This is a genomic window from Paenibacillus sp. N3/727 (assembly GCF_022637315.1).
In the GTDB taxonomy this organism is placed as follows: Bacteria; Bacillota; Bacilli; order Paenibacillales; family Paenibacillaceae; genus Paenibacillus_AQ; species Paenibacillus_AQ uliginis.
Window position 1 is genome coordinate 3,026,542 of sequence record NZ_CP093336.1, and the last position, 21,413, is coordinate 3,047,954.

The window sequence follows — 21,413 nt, forward strand, 5'->3', positions numbered from 1 at the left end:
AACCTAACTAACAATCGATCAATGATTTCTATCGGATGCTTGTTAATTCGCTTTATGAATTGCCTCACATCCAACTTAATGCGATAGAACTTTTCAAAAAACACGTTTTTGACCACATCTGCTTTGAGCCACAGCCATAATCCTTCGACTGGATTCAGGTGAGGGCTATAGGGCTTTATACATGTTATTTTTCTGTTCAATTATATGGATTTATGTTCTTTGATCTGCTATGATTACTTACGAACGTTCGTAAGCGAATAAGGAGTGGTATTCAATGAAAAGTGATGAGATTAAACGGGCAGCACTGAAATACTTTACCATTCACGGATATGAAGGGGCTTCTCTTTCGAAAATAGCCGAAGAAGTTGGATTGAAGAAGCAATCCTTATACTCCCATTTCAAAAGCAAAGATGATTTATTTCTTCAGGTTATACGCAATGCCGGTGAGGTTGAGTTGCACACAAAGCTTACGTTCTTTAATAATCATAAAAATGATTCGCCGGAGAAATCATTATATGCATATCTAGTGATGGTTAAAGAACTATTTCAGTTAGACGAGCGCATGAAATTCTGGCTGCGTATCTCCTTCTTTCCGCCCGAACATCTTTATCATGTGATACTAAATGAAGTCTTTGCCATTGAAGACCAGGTCATGGAGATGCTTGAGGCGAAGTTCGCTGAGTGGATGAAGAAAGAAGAGATCTATAAGGAACAACCCTCTATTCCGGCTAGTGCATTTACTGGGATTGTTGATGCCTTGATGCTGGAGTTACTCTATGATTCAAGTCCAGAGCGAATTAACGAGAAGCTGGAGTCGGCTTGGACAGTCTTTTGGCGAGGAATTTCCAAGTAAGAAGAGAGCAAATATTTTCAACGACTATAATGAAATTAATCGAGGTGCTACAATCATGCATTTTATAGAAGTTACTCAACAGAATTTAAAACTGGCCTATACCATTCAAAAGGAAATCTTTTCGGATTCGCCTGATATTCTGCACATCAAAAATTCTATTGATAACAATGATCCGGGCTATGCTTATTGGATTGTGTACGAGAATGAAACTGCCATAGGGATTTCGGGCATTTATACTGTAGAAGCTGACAGAGATTCCGTGTGGCTCAGTTGGTACGGTGTTTTGCCTAAATGGCGGAGCAAAGGCTTTGGAAGAAAAATTCTGCTTCAATCCATCGAAAGAGCTACATCACTGAACAAATTCAAATATTTAAGACTATATACATCCGAAAAGTACAATGCGAGTGCATTGGGGTTGTACGATTCTGTTATGGACCTATGCGAGCGGTATGAAAATCCGGATGATGAGACATTTGAACGGACTGCTTTGGTCTACTCCTATTCACTAACGGAAGAAAAGGTAACGCCCTGGAACAATAGATATATGGGCATTCGAGAGCTTGAGGAGCTATGCGAAGCGGGTGAGTTGTATTTAAAAGAACACGGATACGAAATATAGCAGGTATCATCCCCTTCAAGTAAAAACTCTAGTTAAACTCAAACAGGGCCATTCCGTTCGACGCAGCGAGCTCGATGGCTGATTCGGTATAAAAGTTATTTGTAATTACTATTCCTTTGTCTAAATTATAAAACTTTAAACCGGCAGACACTTCTTGTATTGCCTTGTTGGAAATAGAACCTGAATAACATTTCGTTTGTATTCCATATCTTTTGGCGTTTTTTTCGGCTATAACGTCGATTCCTTGATCGCCCGATGATTTTGTTGCAGTGGCCGTGTAACCCATTTTTATAAATAAGTCCGAGATAAATAACTCGAATTCCCTACCGGACATCATATCAATATCATCAATAGTAATTTCTTTTTTATTTTTGGTCTGCTCCAGCTCTAAAAGACTATTCTCAAAATCGAAAATCTCCTTGTTTTCTCTTATTGTATTTATATGAGAACTTACCCATTGATACGCATCAAAAAAATTATCGTTGCTGAATTTCTCATGTCGTAACAGTATGTATGTTAATTTAGCAATTTCCTCCTTGCTATCCGTAGAAAGCTCATCTTTAGAGAAGAGATACACCATTTCTTCTCTCGAAAATTGATCAACGACTGTGATCAATTCTTTATAATCTCTTCCGAATTCTTCATAATAATAATCGGCAGCCCCCCTTCGCAAAAGAAATAAGCTTGAGAAGACCGATTCAAGTTGGGATGAATTTTTCATTCGTTTATGTACGAGTTTTGAAAACATAAGAAAGCTGTTGTATAAAAAATCTTGAACTTTAAGGTAGTATCCGTTTTCCACATCAAGTATCCTGCCGGACGTGTATAACAGTGTATCTCCTAAATCACCAAATTCTTTTATTAACTGCTTCTCAAACTCAATAATAAAATTAATATCAAAAAATAAAGACTTATCGTATTTCTTTACAAAATTCAAAGACAATGTCTGTAATTCTGGATCGCAACTAATATTTGAAATAATTCTATCAATAAATTGTTCCCTTAGTGTCTTATTTACCTGATCAAAATGGTTCATTATTTTTTCTTTTATTAAAAGATTAACTCCAAAACAATCGAAATTAAATTTCCCTATGTTCAGCATAAAAGTGACAAGAGTTGAACCATTCTGAATGATGTAAAAGCGGAGCAAGTCTTCTCTTACTGGTATTTCATATTTAATAAAAGACCATGGTGATTGACTTGTTGTTATGATTTCGAATGGCGTGCACACGCTATCCATTGTCGTAAATACAGATCCATCTTCCCAGTGAATTGTTAATCCTAGAGGGTCTAGGTAGAGTTTTCCTGGCCACTCTGCACCATACACATCGTAAGCATTTCTTATATCTTCACTAGTTTTTGAGTTTAACTTATTAAAAACTTGTATATGACGCACAATTGCATCTGCTTGCTGATTGTTCTTTTCTCGAAATTTGTTTCGATCCGTGTATAAATACAGCAAGATCTCCCCAGATCTTTTCTTTATGATAACCTCATTATTTGTTTCCCGATCAAACACTTCTACATGATAATTCTCATCAGGGTTAAGTATAACTGTTCTTTTGTCTAGATATGAACAGTGATTTATGGGAAGTGTGAAAAGAAGAGTGTTATCATCGAGAATAAGGTTGCATTTCCAACCACCCACTTGTAACTTATTTTCCTCGTTGAACCATGTAACATCTTCAAGCATAACTTTTGTTTTCTCTGATTCTTGCAATTGTTTGAAATGTTTTAACCCTGGTTCTACTTTTTCCTCTTTTAGTATTCGTTCGGATTCTCTTTTCTCCTTGAGCTTAGCCTCAATATTTATTATAATATTTGATTCTTCTTTACAGTTGTAACAACAAATACTTCTACTTACCTTGTAAGTATCACCCTCACTCAGAAGAAGTCCACTATACTTAACAAATTTAAATTCATAGCCACACTTCTCACATTCTGCAAAAACTACACGGTCATCCTCATTCTTATAGAACATGTTCACTTACCCCGCTTTAATGAAGAACTTTTAACATAAGTTTACCATGATTATCCACAATTCACTACATTCGCTGATACATAAACCTTTTCCAAATGCAAGAACGAGGAACGGTTTTCATATGGGTTCCGCTCCTTCGTATTTCTGAAATGGATGTAAAAGTTCATGGCACAACTATAGATCAAAACATAAAAGGGATATATCAGTGTCAATATTCTTAGTATATTTTTATGTTGATTCTAAAGGGTTTGAAGTTACAATTTTTCGCATTTTCTCTATATTGACTTTTGTTTATATCGTAGTTGTTTTAGAATCTGCGTGACATCTGCTCCTTCACCTTCATTGTATAAGACTGTTGCGCAAGTATGTCTTAACTTGTGAAGTGTAGTTGGTTGTTTGCTTCGTTTGCTTTTACTCTAGCCTCACCTGCAATGGTCTCAATAATTATTTCCACGGATCTTCTTGTTAATCGTTTTCCTTGTTTTTGAGATATAAATAATGTAGTTTTCTCTTGTCTATTGCGTTTTACAAGGATCGCTTGTCTAACAGGCTTATAAAATTTCAAGAGCACGTAGGATCTTTGGTGTCAATACGAGTTTTCTTTCCTTATTACCTTTGCCTATAATTGTTAGAGAATCTTCATTAAAATGCTCTAAATCAATATTCACAAGTTCCGAGACCCGAAGTCCTAATAACAGGAAGAGTGTAGTAATTAATGAGTCTCATTCACTAAGGTTACGATTTGCAGCGAATTGTTCAAATTTTATAGCGTCTTGTAATGTGAGGCTTTTGGTCAGCGGCTTCTAATGTTACTATGTTTTTGTCACCCGACAACATTATTTTCTGTAATTAGGAGCTTCTCTAGTCTGCTAAGCCTATTTGATTGATTTTATAAAAAATTGTTGAACAATAATTAGATATTGGTCTAATCGGTAATAGAAACATGTTCTTGTCCTTTACGGCAAAGGGTAAAAGTTCTTGTCCTCAACTCGGGACAAGAACTTTTACCGATAAAACAAAAAAGCCGCTAAAATAGCGACTTTCAATGGGTCTATGTTCTTGTCATCCGACAATTGATAAGGAAAACTCGGCTGTCTTCTCTAATTCTTAGGAGGTATACTCCTGATTATTCAAATAACCATCGTTCCCCGAAACCATTGCCGTATGGTCCAGGGCTCTGGTCATGAATGTTGTTAACTGTTTTGACCCCTCTATACCAGGCTACTTTCGAGTTTCCCTCTACTTCATAAGTCACCTTATAAATTACATTATTTCTATTGCTTTCATTCTTAAAAGGTGACAAGTCACTATCTACTTTATCAATTTCGGTTATAACTCCTTCTTTTTCATTAATTACTCTTGTAATTTCTGCTTTATGTTTGTAATCCAAAACCAACAAAGATGCTATTAAGGTTATAGATATAAAAACAACAAATCCTATTACGATTATCATAAAAACTTTAATTTTTTTATTTATGTTCATCACCTCTTACTAAACGATTACCACCCATTTCCATTCAACATATTCATCCACTCTTCTGCGTTAGGTGCTCCAACGTAATGAGGATATAATAGAACCTCTTTACCTAAGTTAAATGGAACTTCAACTTCAACATAATATTCTTTTTCTAGTGAGGCGTCAATCGGGATTAACATAACTTGAGCTGAAACTCCAGCACCTCCTCCAACACTCATCTCAATGTACTTAGAATCCGACTTAAGAGATGCTTCACCGACAAAAATAACTCCTCCTGAAGCTCCAACATTATAAGATTTCGGAGACATCCTATTATTAGTATCAGAAGTGACAGATAAACCTGCTGTAATAGCTCCAGAAGCACCTATTTGTCCATTTGGTCCTGCTGCAGCATAGATTTTTATAACATTGTCTTTTAAGTTCCATGACTATCTTACCACCTGCAAACAGCGAAGCAGATGCTTCCCCTTTAATATATTTGATATTATCCCATAACCTGCTACTGCTACTGTGATAATTGAAAATAATATCCGTAAAAACATTAACAATGTTTCCCCCCCCCCCTATTTGTCGGCTGCTGTTGTTGTATTGGATTGAGCTTAGTCCACCATTAACATCCTGCCATGTGCCGGACGAGTTTTTATATCTAGGAGAATTCAAACTATCCTGCCGTTAGTTTAATAACTCGTGTACTCCTTGCAATCGGGATTGTATAGAGATTCTTGTACTAGTTCTTGTCTTGAGCAAATGACAAGAACTTCTATAATGAAATGAAAAAAAGGAAGTCCGGGTGCTAAAGTTTGATGAGTAAGCGATTCCTATTTCAAAGACTGACGAGGAGTACGGCTTGATTCTTCGCTTGCTGCATCCTCCCTTTTAAGATGTTCACATAAGAAAAGAGCCTGTGGGATGCTTTACCTATGGGCTCTTTTTACTGATTACTGATGCTTTCGGATTTAATGCAAATATATTTTAGTATTCTTTGTTAGTCAATAAATTCCATTCGAATGACTTGGCTCAGGTAGATAACGTTCTTCGTTGGAACACCTAATCGACAAAGGTCCTCCACAATGTACCCAATTTTGTGTCAAAATCCTACAATGGGGTCACATTTGTGTCATTAGACAGCAATACTGATGTCCCCCGACAAAAGAATTGTTCCAAAATTAAGGGTTCATTATCTGCTAATAGAAAACCAAAAAAGCTGGCGAAAAAGCCAGCTTCTAGTCTCCCCAGTATACAGTTACTGCGGGCTAAAACTTATTGGTTTACTCACTAAAAATTTCTCTTACTTAAAAATATTGCGCAACTAATAAAAGACCAACAATAATAACAATGATTAATACTAAAGTGCCTTTCCAACCTAAACTACCTACTAAATCGACTAAACTACCATACTGAGCCCTATCAATTCCGTCTTTCATATGACCAAATGGATTATTTTTCAATTCTTCTTGTCTTAGTCTTTCTCTTGTTCTTTCAGGAGTTTCATAATCATTGCTCATTATTTACCCCCTAGGTAAAAAATTTTAATTAGATATCCAATACCACTATATTGATGAAGTAATATAATTATAACACTATTATGTTATTTAATGGGATTTAATTGTGAAATTGCATGGAAAAATAGTTAGATACTTATCTAATCGGTAATCGGCTCATGTTCTTGTCCTCGACAATTGAAGAATTTAAAGCGTGAAAGGCATTATGTAGCTCTTCGGCGACTTCCTTTATATTTGAATCATTCATCATTTAACACCTTCGAATTCTCGTTTTCCATTAGCAGAAAGGTGGATTCGGTGTCTTCTTTTAGTGCTTCTATGGAGGCTACCCTATAATGTAGTCATATTTGAGTCAAAATCCTACAATGTGGCCACTTTTGTGCATTTTTTGATGACACAAATTACTCTACATAAAAATAAAAAAAGCCTGATAAATCAAGCTTTACTCAAATCATAAATGTAGTCACTTTTGTGTCATTAGACACCCTCGCTGCGCGCTTGCTCCACACTTTCCAATACGAGCTTTTTAGATGCATCCGTGACTTGTAAAGCCTCTGATTTGAACGTGATTACCGCGTATCCAATCTCTCTGTTATAACTGATCGTACCTCCCTCGTATGGGCTGACGATCGATGCGATCTCAGTGTCCTTAGATATGGACTCTAGCGTCTTAGCGATAATGTTTTGCGTTACTTCTGATTCCAACGTTTGACCTTCAGGAGCTTTGAATATTACTTGAATCGTACCGCCTTCAGGCTCTGTACCTTGCGAGAACTCTACTTTCAATACATTCATCGCTTCCTCGGATTTGGTGCCAGGAATGGTCATTTCACCGTTTAAATGAATACCCATTCCCAGCCCAAGGGAAACGGTGATGAGGAGTACCACCAAACTTCCAAACAAGACTTTCTTTTTGTTTCTAGCAGCCGACATTCCAAGCCTATATAAAAACGCTGCCATTCTAATCACCTTCCTCTACTTGGATGAATATTTGTCATTATAGCGATTTTGGCAGCGTTATGAAATCGTACATGTGGGCATTCATAGTAAGTACTTTTGGGCATTCCCATAAGGGAAGACGTTGAAATTGGCTGGAACTTACTTCACCCCAATGTAGCCACTTTTATGTTATTAGACATCGTATCTTCACTATTGTCATGCCATGAAGACAACTTCTTCCGAAGATAATGGATATATAGCTCAACGATGCCAATTCCCGCTTCCGAATCGAGTCCCCAGATTCGGTAATAGATTTGCTCCTTCGTCACGATCTGCTCTTTATTCATGAGCAGGTACTCAAGCAGCTCATATTCCTTTTCTGTTAAAGTCAGCTCTTCTCCTGTGACCGTTATTGTTCGATTTCTAACTTGAATAGCAATCGGACCGTAGCTAATCTGCTCTTCTTGATTAACCTTGCCATAACGGCGCAGCAGCACTTTAACTCTGGCGATCAGCTCTGGAATTTCGAATGGCTTCACCACATAATCATCCGCTCCGATCGTCAATCCCTTTACCCGGTCGTTCAATCCGTCTTTTGCTGTCAGACAAAGAATCGGGGTATCCACTCTTTGCTTCCTCAGCTCTTCGATGAACGTAAATCCATCAACCTTAGGCAGCATAATATCTAAAATAATTAAATCGAACTCGCCGTATAATGCGTGATGCAAGCCCTCTTCTCCGTTATGACACTCCGTAACCTTATGGCCTTCATCCTGCATAACTCTTGCAATTGTATACGAAATCCCAATATCAGCCTCTACGATCAACAGCTTCATAAGTTCCTCCACGGGTGGACAAATATGGAATAGTGTAACATATTTAATAGGTTTGTGAGTCCACTGCGGATAATATTCCCATTTACTCTTACCGGTCTAGTTATCATATGCTTAGCCAGGTTGCCACCAGATTCCCCTCATAACTAATCCAATCGCTCTAGCTTCTTATCCCCACAAAGGGTGGATAGACTGCGTTAACACAAAAAAGCCGCGTAATCAGCGGCTTCTAATGGTAAGAGCTACATCTGCAGCTTGTTCAATCCTTTTAAAAGAATGGTTGTTTTTTTGAATATCTCCGCCACGATCAATATACGCAGACCATTTGGGGAAAACCTCTTTGAAGAATTCATTTCCTAAATCGGTTAAATCAGCAAATACAAAAGGAGTATTTGCATCGAAAAAACCATGAACAATTGGATGCCTTGTTTCTTCTAATTCGTGTGTATCTAATTCTTTTTCGAAACAAACAGATTCACTTAGTGATAATCTTTCGTGATAAGGCTTTGTCGTAATCATCAAATTCCAATAATCATCTTCAGACCGCCCAATCTTCTGGCAGAATTCTTTAGCTTCTTTCAACCTTTTTTTTCGTTCAATATCTAAACAACTTACATAATATTCTGCAATAGCCCACAATGCCAATTCAAAATAAAAATCATTAAATCCAGTCAAGTGGAAGGTTTGTGCCCAAGAAAGAAGACCTTCCCGCAACGATCTGTACCCTTTTTTATTTTTCATTTTGGTTGGAATTTTTCACAATATCCCAATATGAAGGTTCCTTACTTACTTCGAATCAATTCTCTACATACCAGTTATGAGCTTCTTCATACGCTGTTAAAATTCTTTCGAGTTCCTCTGTACATTCTAGAGCAGTTTTCTCAATAATACGGACGAAGTAAGCAATTGAATGATGATGTGTTGAATTCATGATAAGTGGACTTCGAGCAGATTTTATTCTTTCAGGATGATAATATAATCAAATTTTTCATATTATTCTTCCCCCAGTACTCTGATACCATCATGATAAGTGATGCACAACAAGGTTACTACGAAATATAAAATAATTATGCAAATCAACAATTACTTCACTACCACAAACTAATTCTCCCTATGTTACCGTACATCCATCAAAACCTCTCGTACCCACTTACTGACCAAAAGCCAACTCACATTATTCCACCAAATCCCGATAATTCCTTCTCCTTTACAGCATTCAGCCGATACATGACTATCTTTAACACAAATTGTCCATTTGTTTATGAACTAGAACAGTGAAATGTAGTTAGATACTTATCTAATCGGTAATCGGGCTATGTTCCTGTCCTTTACGGCAATCGGTACAAGTTCTTGTCCTTGGCTCGGGACAAGAACTTGTACCGATAAAATAAAAAAGCCGCTAATATAGCGACTTTCAATGGGATCATGCTCTTGTCCCCCGACAATCATTTCAGTCATTGTCGTCGTCGGATGACAAGAATATGTTCCGATTCCCTCACTTCCTCTATTTTACTTAAAACTGAAGGCAGCCTAGGACCCTAAAATAAAGTCTTAGACTGCCCCTATTCTAGTGCACTAAAGCCGAGATACGGATGAGATGATCTTTTCGATTACTGATCGAGTCTTTGCTCTTTGCCTGTTCTATGAAACTTGAGGAATAGATAAATTCCGATCAAAGCCACGACAATCCCCGACCAAAAGAACCACATTTGAACCCCGAAACGTTCGACGACCGGTCCCGCCAGCGCCAGTCCGATCGGGGAGGCCAACAGTCCAATGCTCGTGACAAATGAGAGAACGCGCCCTAATTTTTCAGGTTCATATGACTTCTGAATCATCGCCATATAGGGACCATTGAACAAAGGCGCAGCTGCACCCATGATGAAAGACAAGACGGCAAAAGCAAGGAACGCTTCACTTCCGACCACCCCGCTCAGGACGCAGGCGAATCCAATCGCACCCAAACTAAGGCTCATATACGTGGAATCCCTCCATTTAGAACCAAGAACCGACAACAATGCGCCGCCAAGTATCATACCAATGCCGAACACCGCCTCAATCAAGCTGGCGCTATAGCCCCCGCGGTTAAAATGCGACAGCGTTATCAGGGGAAAAAGCATGGCAAGAGGCATAAAAACGACGCTAAAGACAGCCATTGCGACCGTAATCGTGACAACAGGCTTCACAGAAAGGAACGCTTTCCAGCCGAGAGTAAATTCCTTTCGAAACGAAGGCGCTTGAACGGCCTTCTGCTTCGGTTGATGAATCTTGACCAGCAGCAGCATAAAGTTAGCCAATAGAGCGCCCGCCACATCCAAGAGCAGTACCAATCCTAAGGAAGTTGCCGAGTAAACCGCTATTCCAAGCGCCGGTCCGAGCACGGTGGACGCCGAGAACACCAACTGATGCCAGCCGGCTACCTTAGTTAATTGTTCCTCCGGCGCAATCAGCGGAATCGCGGCCTGGAACGACGGAGCATGGAAGGATGTTGCTGCTGATCGAATGAACAGTATCGCATATACGCCCCCCAAACTCGGATCGCCCCATAAGAACCAGGCGCCCATAACCAAACTGGAAAACGCAATGACGCTATCCGCAACCATCATCGTAAGCTTACGATTCCATCGATCAAGCCAGACACCGATGAACGGGCCCAGGAGTGCTTGCGGCATGAAGCCGGCGAGACCTGCGATCATCAACACGGCAGCCGAACCTGTTGTCTCGGTCAAATGCCAGATAATTGAAAACTGAACCATAGCGGACGTTAAAATTGAAAAGATTTGTCCGCTGAAAATCAATACGAAGGTTTTTTGCCATTGTCTATGCATGAATGATTTCTCCTTTATTCTGCTCATCGCCTAATTTTCTCATTACTTTAATCGAACAAGCCGATCGTTATTTACTTCGTACACCTGATCGGCAATGCCCTCAATCAGACGCGCATCGTGGGATATAAATACGATGGTGCCAAGGTAATTTTGCATCATAGTCTCCAGCGCTTCCAGGGCGGGAATATCCAGAAAATTGCTCGGTTCGTCCATAAGCAGGATGTTGTAGCGCCCAAGTAGCAATTTGGCTAACTGGAGCTTTATGATTTCTCCGCCGCTTAATACGACTAGTTCTTTGCGAACATCCTGATGCGTGAATCCCATTGACGCAAGTACCGCCCGAATGTCCGAAACGGGGTATTCGCAATTTTCCTGCATGAAGGCCATTACCTTCTGATTCCGCTCGAACTTATAGCTGGTTTGGACAAAGCATCCGATTTCCGCTTTGGGAGATATCGTAATCCCGTTCTCGCGATCTCTGATCATGTTGAACAACGTGGTTTTTCCGACCCCGTTGGCGCCGGTGATCGCGATTTTGCTGCCAAGCGGGAACTGGAAAGACACGTTGTCGAAAATCACCTTGTCCCCGAACCGCTTGTGGAGATCTTTGCCCACAATCGGAAATGGATTATGCAATTCCAGCGCTTTGCTCTGACGGAATTGCACGTTGCGTTTGGCTTCGGGCGCGTCAACTTCTCCCAGCGCTTCGATTCTTCGCTCCATATTTTGGGCAGCGTTATGGAGCTTCTTCTGCTTGCTGCCTTGGGATTTCTGATGGCCAAGGCGTCCGCCGCTATCCGTGCTGTTTTTTCTGTCGGCCCCTTTTGTCCTTTGATCAAGTTTGCGAGCTTGACTTTTCTTTTCCTCGATCGCCTGTTCCAGCCGTTCCCGTTCCACTACATATTGCTTGTATTGGGCAGCCTGTCTTTGTAGTTCCTCTTCCTTTTGTGCCAGATAGTCGGTATATCCACCCCAATATTCGGTAATTCTTCCGTCTTTCAGCTCCCAGATCTTATCGACGACCCGGTCCAGGAAGTAGCGATCATGACTGATGATGAGCAAAGCTCCAGCATAATGTTTGAGCCGGTTAACGAGAAAGTCGATGCCTTCCCGATCCAGATGGCATGTCGGCTCGTCGGCAAAAATGCCGTGCGCCTCTTCAGACAGCGCCTGCGCAATCTTTAGCCGTGTCTCTTCCCCGCCGCTCATGGACTCCGTTTGCACGCGTTCGACGCCTAATTTGCCCATAATGGCGTGATCCTGCACATCTTGGACAATCGCCTCTTCCAACTGAGGAATGTAGGTGAAACTCCCTTCCCTCTTGAGCGTACCTTGCTGTAAGGAGATTTGGCCCAGCAGCGCTTTGAGCAATGTGCTTTTCCCAGCTCCGTTCGCCCCAACAAGACCAATTCGATCGTAATCGTACAACTCCAACTGATCGATATCGAGCACGTCGCGCCCCAAATACTCCACATATATACTTTCTGCTTTTATCAATAACATGAATTTATCCTCCTTCGATACCACTGCTTCTGATTTCCGTTCACAGGTTTTCCTGCGGATTTGCGAAAGGAGCATCTTCTAATAAAGAAGTACCAGTGTTTGCCCTGCATCGTCATAACTCTTTTCTCTGAATATTAATGAATCTACAATTTGCCAAACATTTCAAACAATAAAAAAAGCAGACCCAAGTCCATTTGCGGGCTTGGGTCTGCATAAATTACGCGTCAGAGCACAGCGAAAGAAAGCACAAAAAAATGCCGTCCGGATCGCGATCAATGTTCTCATGCGCAAAAATAAGCAACTCAAAAAAAGCCCACACAAGTGGTGAAATTCGCTTTTTCTTGAGTGCTTATCTTAAGCGCATAGAGTGAACCACATTGATCGCAACCCTCCTGATTATTGTTCAGTTGCATCGTAACATCGACGACTGAAACTGTCAATTCGTATTCCGTTCGTAAAATTTAAGACAGCTGCTTTCTTTTACATTAACCTCTTCTATAACGATGTAATACATTACATCTATATATTAATGAGAACTGCTAAAAATAGCGTAGCGCTCAGCATCACGTTTGTTATGTTCACGGCAGTTTAATGCTTTATTTTCAACTTACACTCCGGCCAATTAATAATATACGTCGGTAATCGGAACACATTCTTGGCCTAAATCGGCAATCGGAACATATTCTTGTCATCCGACATTACTTACGATAATCCACTGCATCCCCCCTCTTCAACACCAACCCTTAGAAATGCGTTAGGTATGTTTGCGCTTTTGATAATTTCGGTTATTTTTCGTGATGCTGTTTCGGTAACCTGAATCATTACGTAACCCTCCATAACATAATTTTAGTAAATCATAATTAATAGAAGCCCAGGTAGCCCTACAAGCTATTCATGTTCATAGGTAATCCAGTTCATTAGACCGGGAATGAAAGCAGCAAGCGCAGCCCCTTTGGGTGTCAGTTCATACATGATCTGATTCCGTAATTAAAAATGTACACATTCACGTCATTATCAAGGTTTTACAGTGGAGGTCTGCATTGAGACAAAATCAAAATAAAAAAGATGCCTCCATGAATACTCGGAGAGCCATCATCAATTTACTAAAAGAACATGCAGGTATGGATGTTGTGGCCCTTTCCGATCATTTTTCCCTGAACGGAATGGCGATTCGCCAACATTTAAATGCCTTGCAAGAAGAAGAGTTGGTTACATACGAAGAAGAGGCTCGTCCGATGGGCCGACCAACCAAACTATGGAAATTAACGCCTGCGGCTGATCGCTTTTTTTCAAGCGGATATTCGGATTTATCACTCAGTCTGATCCACTCGATGAAAGAGGCTTTTGGAAGCGAAGGCATGGATAAACTGCTGGCTGTCCGGAATAAAAAAATGCAAAAACAGTATCTGAATTACATTGGCGACACTTCCGTCACCAGAGAAAGGTTGGAGAAACTGGCGGAGATTCGGACCAATGAAGGGTATATGGCTGAGATCAAGCAAGAAGAAGATGGATGTTTTTTGTTTATTGAGAAGCATTGTCCGATTTGTGAAGCTGCTGCGACATGTACCGGATTATGTAAAAACAAATTACAGTTGTTTCATCAAGTTCTTGGAATCGACGTAACTGTTGAGCGGGTTGAATATATTTTATCCGGAGGAAGAAGCTGCGTTTACAGGGTTCAAAAAATGGCTACAAAGAATCAGTCAACGAATCCTAACATCTCGCCATATATTTAATCTAGCATTTTTCATCAGAATACAATAACCCTGTGCTATTTAGTGTACAGGGTTATTTCGTTTTTAATAGGAGTAAGATTTACCTAAACTATAGTTTTTTTAAAGTGTGGTAATTCCAAAACCTCTGGCACTGGAGTCTAGAAATGGTGTCTCTAAAGAGGATTACACTTTAGCAAAATGATTCATAATCATTTTTGCGGCCCGCTTGTAACCGCCGGCATTCCGTAAAGATTCACCGATGAGGTGAGCCTGCTTTTTATAAAGCGGATTGCTCAAAATTTCTGTTAATGCCTCTCTCAAATCAGTTGCGCTTAGCGTATGTTTATTTAAAGTGACACCCGCTCCCAACTCCTGCACCCGATTGGCGACAAGAGGCTGGTCCGAAGTTAGTGGAATCATCACCAAAGGGACGTTGTTATAAAGTGCCTCACTCGTACTGTTCATTCCAGCATGTGTAATAAAAACATCCGTATACTGCAGCATATCCAGCTGCGCAATGTATGGCTTGACGATAAAATTGTTAGGAATCCGATCAGCCAGCGGCTCCATACAAGTGTATCTTCCTGAAGATAGAACAACATTCACCGGCAAATCTCCAAATGCTTCAAAACAAAGCCGATAGAAATCCAAGTTTTTATTTAAAATGGTGCCCATGGAAATGTACACGGTTTGCGGGTAACGTTCACGAAGCAGCTCGAACGAGAAGGTCGGAGCATCTTGGCGCGGTATGATTGAAGGACCAGTGAAAATAAAACTATCGTCCAGTTTTTCTGCCTGCGGCTGAAAATAACGGCTTGTATATACGAGCTTTAACCGACCTGCATGTGCCGGAATCTCTTCCAGCGCTGGAATCCTCACTTGAAACTCTAGGGCTAACTCACGAGTTATTTTCATCGTGGTCTCATACAGTCCCTCAGTATCTGACTCCTTGTCATTCGAGCTTTGGCCAGCCCCTAAAGGTTCTACGAAAGCAAAGGAGGCGATTGAACACACCGCAGGAATTCCCAGCTTTTCTGCAAGAATAGTCCCTCCCCAGCCCATCAGGGAATCAAAGATCAAATAATCGAATTTTTGATTTTCAATCACTCGAAGCACATTGGGGATCATCCTCCGAATGATCCCGCCTACCATCATATAAATGAACTGATAAGGATGCTTGTACTCCTGCGGTTTCAAAACCGGATCATGAGAGAAGGCATCTTGCGGAAATGGATAGGTAAGTAACTGAGCTCCGGTTTGTTCAATTCGGGAACGGTACTCCTCCGTACACACATAGACAACTTCCTCGCCATTGTCAATCAACTGAGTAACTAATCCTAATGACGGATTCACATGGCCTTCAGCCGGTGTAATGACAACTAACACACGTGCCATCTTTTTTACCTCCCAATGTAATAATTCACCCCGTTCTTCGTGATGGATTTAACGACGATCCGTTATCTGTTACATGGGAAGATTCTCCTTCGCATGGCTTATCGGATGATGTTCTTGATGAACGAGTTCTGTGATTCGTAAGGATGCTAAGAAACTTAACAAAACAAATAATAATTGGAGGGCTAACACCATCAAAACTCCCGTTGATATGCCCCACTGCAATGTTTCGGCCAAGGCGATCAGTGCACCGCTTACACCAATGCTCACTGCCACATAGAAGGAATCTACGAATTGGAGATTGGCGGACATTTTCCCCTCTTTCCCCTGTTCGGCATGTTGTAAAGAAATGGCTGCAGTTGTAGGATTGGCTAATCCAACACCGAACCCTGTAATCATTTGTGAGACCAAGATGAGTGTAACTCCACTGTTTGTCATGAAAAGCGCTAGCATCACAAGTACAGTTCCAGAAATCATGATCCCGATTCCCAATATGACTCTGTGCTTGCGGCCAACACCGCGATCTCGTACATCGAGTCTCGCTTGTAACCACGCGGCAGCGGACCAGCTTAGAGAGCCTGCTGCTACAATCAGGCCAGCAAGGTCTGCCGATAACCCCTTCATTTCGGTTAGTGCAAGGATTACGAAACTCTCCGTTGCAAAATAACAAGCGACATACAGCCCTCTGGAAAGCAACGTTGCGGGCAGCCCTTTTTTCACCGAAAAAGTGCCTAGGGGCAGAAGTTTGCGCATTAGCGGAACCATGACGATTAATCCACCAAAAGCGAGTGCCATTCCTTTCCAAACGGTAATCATTCCGAGCCCCGTGAGTAACAGCCCCGTTCCAATGGCAAGTAGAATTGCCTGGATGATCTTCGTATCGGCTGTTTGGGTTGAATCAGTCAAAGCTTGTTTGAGCTGCAAATTACGGAACGTGCGGTATGTTAGACTAATGGCCAATACAAGCAAGGGTAATACAATCCAGAAAACAAATCGCCACGAGACATAGGAGGCAATAAGACCTGCCATATAAGGTCCAATTAAGGAAGGCAGAACAAAGGCCAAGGAGAATGCTGCCAAGATTTGAGTACGAAGAGCATCCGGGTAGTGCAACGTTACACAGGCATACACACATGTGATCAGCGCTCCCGCTCCAAAACCCTGAAGAGCTCTTCCGGCAATAAGCATGTGCATATGAAGAGAAATAGCCGCAACTACGGTACCTATCACAAAAACACTGAAAGAGACAAGCAAGGATGTAAAAACGCCCCGTTTGTCAACTTGTTGCCCCATGACCAGAGTCCCTACAAGCTGAGACAACAAAAATGCACTGAAGATCCAACCATACAAATGAATGCCCTGCAAGCTTTGTGCCAATTTCGGGGCAATTGTTGTTATAGCCAGCCCTTCAAAAGCTACGGTTGCCAGAACCAGCATAATACCAATCGTCACCGCCCTGTACTGGGTATCGAATATCCCAACATGATTGTTCTTTGTCACTTCCACCTCCATAAATACATGAATTAATGGAAAATTAAACCTGTTCCACGCCCTTAATATAAATTACCAATCCTACTTTGTAAAGGAAAAACTTTAAAAAGTAGGATTGGTAGAAGCAAGTTGAGTACTTCAACGGATATGTACCGCTTGAAGTTTAAGTTCTGCAGAATAACTCCGAGTGTGGGAATGAATTTCTAACCCCTCAATTCCGTACAACTCATAGCGATGTCGTCATTTCACTAAGGTCGTAACGCTGATGTTATGTTTTTTTGCTACTTCCACACGGCTGCTCTGTCCTGCTTTTAACTCCTGTACGATGGCTAGTTTCTCAATCGCATTGTATTCGTTCTTCTTAGACAAAGGAAAACTCCCCTTCAAGTAGCGGTTTATTTATTAAACCTGTCTACTTGAAGGGGAGCATATCAAAATCGGTAGCCTGTTCCGTAATTTATAATAGCGAGGTTACGAACTTCACCTCCGGAAAGCGGCTATCCGGTCCTTTCATTAAGATTCCGCCTTGATTTTTCAGATACATATCGAAGAAATCTAGCATATAGGCATTGATAACGGAGTTCGCTCTTTCGGTTAATCCAGAGGTGAATATTATGGAAACCGCAATTCTATTTGATCAGGAGATTGATATCGCTAAGGAATGGAGCGCTGAGGCCTCGGCTGGTTCCTCCAAAAGTACTATCATTCAAAAATTAGAAGAAAAGTATCGTATTCATTCTCGTAAGAGGAACTTTAGTTGTCAGTGCTGCAGTCAGCAGGTAGTTTTAGTCCTTCGAGACGGGTCGCCACACTTTCGGCATGAAGGCGAACGCTGCCCTAGTGCGGACAATTATGAAAAATATATTCGTCGTGTGAACAAACATGAGAGTAATAAAACTCACCAAGTGGGTCGAGCGATCCTTCGTACATATCTTGAAGGACAAGTGAAAACTCATGGTGTTCTCGTTCAAGAAGGTTATATGTATCGGTCCACCCTTCATATAGTTCCTGATTTCATTTTGCTCTTCCCTTCGGGGGAAAAGTGGGCTATAGATTATGTGACGGGAGCTCGAGAAGATGAGTCATATAACAACTATATTCTAAAACGGACAGCGGCATATCAGGCTGCCGGCTTTAAGCCGTTCTATTTTATAGATGCTTCTTGGATTGCAGAAATACCAAACCGATCGATGATTTCGTTGTATCTAGCAGAGAGTCAAATGAAAGTTCATTCTTCCATTGATCAGGATTGGAGTGATTTCATTAATGAATTCATGGAAACTTTTGGGGAGTCCTTTGTCCTTCGTGAATTGTTCAGTGTGTATAGGAACAACTTTAGTAACAGAACGTCCAGTTCACAAAAATACGAGGTATTTAGCTTAGCTTACATAGACCCTAATGAAAGAAAAGCATGGATTCAGAGGTTCACTCCTTCGAGTGCGAAGTTTGGTTTTCGCATCCACTGTGCAGCGATATCTTTAGAGAAAGCAGTATCTCTTTCAAAGAAGCGGGATGGATTCCAGTGGTGGGCAGATGACGAGGCCGAAGTTATGAGAGGATGCTTGGAAAGACTTAGTATAAAATATGAGCATGAGCAGACGCAATTAGCCAAGCAAAGAAATGAGCTCGACCAGGAAGACCATCACATGAGTTCTCAGCCTAAGCCTATGGTTGCAGCAACATCCGTTACACCTACGTATGAAGCCAAGTCGACACTAGGGTTTGTTGCAGATCCCTCATCATTAACTGATATGATTACAAACGATATGCCGGTTGCAGTAGCTCAGGAGATGATTGAGATTCTAAGTGCGAATAAGGCCCGTCTTTCGAAACAAACACTCGAAGAAATTCGTCATAAAGCTAGATTAGTGATGGGACCTATTCGGAACCCGAACCCGATCTCATCAGGTTTGCGAAAGGCCATGATCGAGCTGGCTTTACTTTAATAAGAGTGGATTAGACTTAACCTTCCATACGTTAATGCATACTAAAAAAGCCCTTGAATTTAATCCAAGGGCTTTACCCGCTCCATCTAATAAAATGATGGCTATATGCTAGGTTCCTGCCGGGCACCATCTCCTCTGCCTATTTTCGACGAAGAATATATCCTGAATCTCCTTGTGAACTAATACACGTTCGGTGTTTATATTTCACTTGATATTATCTTTTAAGCTCTATATATTGTTAAACTCAAGGATCCAGCGCTATTGCGGAATAACAAATACAACTCATTCCTCATGCTGCTAATCGAAGACTATGAGCAGGATAAGCATTAAATAATCACTCAAGGTTCGATTATAAGATCCAGTTTTGTTTCTTCTATCCCTTTTATACAAGCCGAGACATACTCATCAAAGTGTTCTCCTGTATATTCAGGGAGATTTTTATAGTATCCAATAGCAGTACCGTTAATAGCATGAATAACTCCATCTATACTTACAACCATTGCCCCCATCCCACTATTCGGGCACCCTAAAATATCTCCATAAATTGTTCTGTAAACACTAGAGTCTGGATGACTACCCAGTGTATCCAACACTTTAATTTCATCCCTTTGATTAGCTGGTAGCCACTTTTCTATCTTTTTAAGGGTTTTCTGTGTTTCTACCATAGGCTTAACCTTAGAAAAAAAAGTATTCCCATGATTATTCTTTATCGTTAGGTCTGCACCCTCATCTATCATTCGGTCCAATACTTCAAGAAAAATATCTATGGGAATGCCACCTCGAACGGCAAACTTGATAATTGGAGTATCGCCTACCAAATTTACCTCGTTTGGATCGGCTCCCTTATCCAAAAAATAATGAATCGCCTTCACATTGGCTAAATCGGCTGCTACAAAAAAAGGGCTTTCGCCGGATATGTTTTTCAAAGTAATGTCAGCACCCGCTTCGACCAAAGGTTGAATGATCTCGATTTCACCGGTAAAAATGGCTTCATGAAGAGCAGAAGACCCTTGGTAAAGATCATTTATTGGGGTAGCGTCAGGAAAATGCGGATTTACAACGTTAGGGATTTTCCCACTTAAAAAACCTAATTTCTCAACATTTATATTGAGAAATTAGGTTCTTTTCGTTATTCCGTTAAAGCGCCCTTTAATGGCATAACAATATGTTTCTATTAGCTTGTTTACTTGAACAAGCTAATAGAAACATATAATAAGAAGAATGCGTATTAACATAACAACACATAATCCTCGATAAGATTATAGTTTATCGATTAATGTCTCCCATGTAAGTTCAAGAACACCTGTCATATTTTGTGGTTCATTTGAAATATATGTTATAACTGCATTTTTATCTGGCAACATTACAACATATTGACCATATAAACCATCCATACGATATGAATTAGAGCAAGAGTTCATCCATATTTGATAGCCGTATCCTTGATGATGGTCTGCCGTAGCAAAATAAGGATTAAAATCGTTGGTCTTTATTTGGACAGATGTTGCTTGTTCAATGTAACTTGAAGGAATCAGTTGCTTACCTTTCCAGACACCTTTATCGAGAATTAATTGCCCGAATCTGGATAATTGTTCTGCTGTTAAATATAAACCTGAGAATCCCTGTGGAATTCCTTTTGAACATGTCTCCCATTTAGGTTTTGGTATGTCTAAATGTTTAAATATTCTTCTATCTAAGTATTCATCCAAGTTACTTCCTGTAGTAATACTTATGATTTTTGAAAGCATATAGGTTGCGGCATTGTTATATGTAAAATGAGTACCTGGTTTAAATACAATCGGTTCATCAAAGAATAATTGTGAAATATCCCATTCCTGACCACTACTCCAATCAGCCTTCATAATTGGGCATTCTGCATGTCCAGTTCCCATGCAAAGCAAATCATGAATAGTCATCTCTTTTAGGTATTCATGATTTGGGTCATGTTGAATATCTGAGAAAAAATCTATAACATGGTCATTAATTTTAAAGTAGCTCTCCCTAATGGCAATACCGACTGCCATTGATGTAAATGTTTTGCTTACTGAATATAAAAGAGCAGGCCTTTCTTCTTCAAAATCATGTTTTGCAATTATATTTCCATTTTGCCTAACAATTACATTCAGAACATGAAGATTCTTACTATTTACAGATAAAATCAAATCATTCAATAATTCATTATTCATTGTAACTCTCTCCATTAAATATATATTTCTTAACAATCCTTAATTCGTATAATCCTACTAATGAGTAGTAGTTTTAAATGTATTGACATAGATAAATTATAACATTAGTGATAACTTGTTTAAATGTAATGCTTCACAAACTTCA

At 40.3% G+C, this 21,413-nt stretch carries 18 protein-coding genes and 1 pseudogene; 4 read left to right on the top strand and 15 right to left on the bottom strand.

Going from position 1 to position 21,413, the window contains the following annotated elements; genetic code table 11:
• Nucleotides 1-274 precede the first annotated feature (274 nt).
• Nucleotides 275-853 (top strand): TetR/AcrR family transcriptional regulator, encoded by a 579-nt coding sequence (locus MNQ98_RS13840; RefSeq protein ID WP_241933682.1) that lies wholly within the window; start codon nucleotides 275-277, stop codon nucleotides 851-853.
• Nucleotides 777-1,472, top strand: a complete 696-nt coding sequence (locus MNQ98_RS13845) for a GNAT family N-acetyltransferase (RefSeq protein WP_241933683.1) — start codon at nucleotides 777-779, stop codon at nucleotides 1,470-1,472. The genes MNQ98_RS13840 and MNQ98_RS13845 overlap by 77 nt, the downstream gene beginning before the upstream one ends.
• A 28-nt stretch (nucleotides 1,473-1,500) precedes the next feature.
• Here MNQ98_RS13845 and MNQ98_RS13850 read toward each other — a convergent pair whose 3' ends face one another.
• The 9 genes from MNQ98_RS13850 to MNQ98_RS13890 form a co-directional block, all read right to left on the bottom strand.
• The gene (locus tag MNQ98_RS13850) at nucleotides 1,501-3,453 is read right to left on the bottom strand and encodes a restriction endonuclease (RefSeq protein ID WP_241933684.1); all 1,953 of its coding nucleotides are present in this window, start codon (nucleotides 3,451-3,453) and stop codon (nucleotides 1,501-1,503) included.
• Nucleotides 3,454-4,579: 1,126 nt separating this feature from the next.
• Nucleotides 4,580-4,936, bottom strand: coding sequence for a hypothetical protein (locus tag MNQ98_RS13855; protein ID WP_241933685.1), 357 nt, complete (start codon nucleotides 4,934-4,936; stop codon nucleotides 4,580-4,582).
• A 17-nt stretch (nucleotides 4,937-4,953) separates the two neighbouring features.
• Entirely contained in the window at nucleotides 4,954-5,238 is a 285-nt protein-coding gene (locus MNQ98_RS13860) for a hypothetical protein (RefSeq protein ID WP_241933686.1), read from the bottom strand.
• 984 nt (nucleotides 5,239-6,222) lie between these two features.
• Nucleotides 6,223-6,435 carry a DUF6366 family protein gene (locus MNQ98_RS13865; protein ID WP_241933687.1) on the bottom strand — a complete coding sequence of 71 codons (213 nt, stop codon included), beginning with the start codon at nucleotides 6,433-6,435 and terminating at the stop codon, nucleotides 6,223-6,225.
• Between the two features lie 474 nt (nucleotides 6,436-6,909).
• Nucleotides 6,910-7,392, bottom strand: coding sequence for an MMPL family transporter (locus MNQ98_RS13870; protein WP_241933688.1), 483 nt, complete (start codon nucleotides 7,390-7,392; stop codon nucleotides 6,910-6,912).
• A gap of 143 nt (nucleotides 7,393-7,535) precedes the next feature.
• Nucleotides 7,536-8,207 (bottom strand): response regulator transcription factor, encoded by a 672-nt coding sequence (locus MNQ98_RS13875; protein WP_241933689.1) that lies wholly within the window; start codon nucleotides 8,205-8,207, stop codon nucleotides 7,536-7,538.
• A 216-nt stretch (nucleotides 8,208-8,423) separates the two neighbouring features.
• Nucleotides 8,424-8,918: a hypothetical protein gene (locus tag MNQ98_RS13880; RefSeq protein ID WP_241933690.1), complete on the bottom strand. Its 495-nt coding sequence runs from the start codon at nucleotides 8,916-8,918 to the stop codon at nucleotides 8,424-8,426.
• Between the two features lie 896 nt (nucleotides 8,919-9,814).
• On the bottom strand, nucleotides 9,815-11,032 hold the full coding sequence (locus MNQ98_RS13885; protein ID WP_241933691.1) for an MFS transporter: 1,218 nt from the start codon (nucleotides 11,030-11,032) through the stop codon (nucleotides 9,815-9,817).
• A 42-nt stretch (nucleotides 11,033-11,074) separates the two neighbouring features.
• Nucleotides 11,075-12,535 carry an Msr family ABC-F type ribosomal protection protein gene (locus MNQ98_RS13890; RefSeq protein WP_241933692.1) on the bottom strand — a complete coding sequence of 487 codons (1,461 nt, stop codon included), beginning with the start codon at nucleotides 12,533-12,535 and terminating at the stop codon, nucleotides 11,075-11,077.
• Nucleotides 12,536-13,575: 1,040 nt separating this feature from the next.
• Between MNQ98_RS13890 and MNQ98_RS13895 the strand changes: the two genes are divergently transcribed.
• The gene (locus MNQ98_RS13895; RefSeq protein WP_241933693.1) at nucleotides 13,576-14,274 is read left to right on the top strand and encodes a helix-turn-helix transcriptional regulator; all 699 of its coding nucleotides are present in this window, start codon (nucleotides 13,576-13,578) and stop codon (nucleotides 14,272-14,274) included.
• Between the two features lie 162 nt (nucleotides 14,275-14,436).
• Here MNQ98_RS13895 and MNQ98_RS13900 read toward each other — a convergent pair whose 3' ends face one another.
• The 3 genes from MNQ98_RS13900 to MNQ98_RS13910 form a co-directional block, all read right to left on the bottom strand.
• A complete protein-coding gene (locus MNQ98_RS13900) occupies nucleotides 14,437-15,648 on the bottom strand; it encodes a macrolide family glycosyltransferase (protein ID WP_241933694.1) in 1,212 nt (403 codons plus the stop codon).
• A gap of 69 nt (nucleotides 15,649-15,717) precedes the next feature.
• Nucleotides 15,718-17,082 (bottom strand): MFS transporter, encoded by a 1,365-nt coding sequence (locus tag MNQ98_RS13905; protein ID WP_241933925.1) that lies wholly within the window; start codon nucleotides 17,080-17,082, stop codon nucleotides 15,718-15,720.
• Nucleotides 17,083-17,376: 294 nt separating this feature from the next.
• The gene (locus MNQ98_RS13910; protein ID WP_241933695.1) at nucleotides 17,377-17,505 is read right to left on the bottom strand and encodes a hypothetical protein; all 129 of its coding nucleotides are present in this window, start codon (nucleotides 17,503-17,505) and stop codon (nucleotides 17,377-17,379) included.
• 245 nt (nucleotides 17,506-17,750) lie between these two features.
• Here MNQ98_RS13910 and MNQ98_RS13920 point away from each other — a divergent pair, with 245 nt between their 5' ends.
• A complete protein-coding gene (locus MNQ98_RS13920; protein WP_241933696.1) occupies nucleotides 17,751-19,082 on the top strand; it encodes a hypothetical protein in 1,332 nt (443 codons plus the stop codon).
• A gap of 338 nt (nucleotides 19,083-19,420) precedes the next feature.
• Here MNQ98_RS13920 and MNQ98_RS13925 read toward each other — a convergent pair whose 3' ends face one another.
• The 3 genes and pseudogenes from MNQ98_RS13925 to MNQ98_RS13930 form a co-directional block, all read right to left on the bottom strand.
• A complete protein-coding gene (locus MNQ98_RS13925) occupies nucleotides 19,421-20,008 on the bottom strand; it encodes an ankyrin repeat domain-containing protein (protein ID WP_241933697.1) in 588 nt (195 codons plus the stop codon).
• Nucleotides 20,009-20,041: 33 nt separating this feature from the next.
• Nucleotides 20,042-20,188, bottom strand: a pseudogene (locus MNQ98_RS29880) (hypothetical protein); the annotation flags it as partial.
• 153 nt (nucleotides 20,189-20,341) lie between these two features.
• A complete protein-coding gene (locus MNQ98_RS13930) occupies nucleotides 20,342-21,268 on the bottom strand; it encodes a serine hydrolase domain-containing protein (protein WP_241933698.1) in 927 nt (308 codons plus the stop codon).
• Between the last annotated feature and the right edge of the window lie 145 nt (nucleotides 21,269-21,413).

Excerpts from the sequence above, each read along its gene's own strand:
- MNQ98_RS13870 (WP_241933688.1), bottom strand. The coding sequence starts at position 7,392 with ATGGCAGCGTTTTTATATAGGCTTGGAATGTCGGCTGCTAGAAACAAA.
- MNQ98_RS13865 (WP_241933687.1), bottom strand. The coding sequence starts at position 6,435 with ATGAGCAATGATTATGAAACTCCTGAAAGAACAAGAGAAAGACTAAGA.
- MNQ98_RS13920 (WP_241933696.1), top strand. The coding sequence starts at position 17,751 with ATGGAAACCGCAATTCTATTTGATCAGGAGATTGATATCGCTAAGGAA.
- MNQ98_RS13890 (WP_241933692.1), bottom strand. The coding sequence starts at position 12,535 with ATGTTATTGATAAAAGCAGAAAGTATATATGTGGAGTATTTGGGGCGC.
- MNQ98_RS13905 (WP_241933925.1), bottom strand. The coding sequence starts at position 17,082 with ATGCTGGTTCTGGCAACCGTAGCTTTTGAAGGGCTGGCTATAACAACA.
- MNQ98_RS13875 (WP_241933689.1), bottom strand. The coding sequence starts at position 8,207 with ATGAAGCTGTTGATCGTAGAGGCTGATATTGGGATTTCGTATACAATT.
- MNQ98_RS13860 (WP_241933686.1), bottom strand. The coding sequence starts at position 5,238 with ATGTCTCCGAAATCTTATAATGTTGGAGCTTCAGGAGGAGTTATTTTT.
- MNQ98_RS13855 (WP_241933685.1), bottom strand. The coding sequence starts at position 4,936 with ATGAACATAAATAAAAAAATTAAAGTTTTTATGATAATCGTAATAGGA.
- MNQ98_RS13885 (WP_241933691.1), bottom strand. The coding sequence starts at position 11,032 with ATGCATAGACAATGGCAAAAAACCTTCGTATTGATTTTCAGCGGACAA.
- MNQ98_RS13850 (WP_241933684.1), bottom strand. The coding sequence starts at position 3,453 with ATGTTCTATAAGAATGAGGATGACCGTGTAGTTTTTGCAGAATGTGAG.
- MNQ98_RS13930 (WP_241933698.1), bottom strand. The coding sequence starts at position 21,268 with ATGAATAATGAATTATTGAATGATTTGATTTTATCTGTAAATAGTAAG.
- MNQ98_RS13840 (WP_241933682.1), top strand. The coding sequence starts at position 275 with ATGAAAAGTGATGAGATTAAACGGGCAGCACTGAAATACTTTACCATT.
- MNQ98_RS13845 (WP_241933683.1), top strand. The coding sequence starts at position 777 with ATGATTCAAGTCCAGAGCGAATTAACGAGAAGCTGGAGTCGGCTTGGA.
- MNQ98_RS13900 (WP_241933694.1), bottom strand. The coding sequence starts at position 15,648 with ATGGCACGTGTGTTAGTTGTCATTACACCGGCTGAAGGCCATGTGAAT.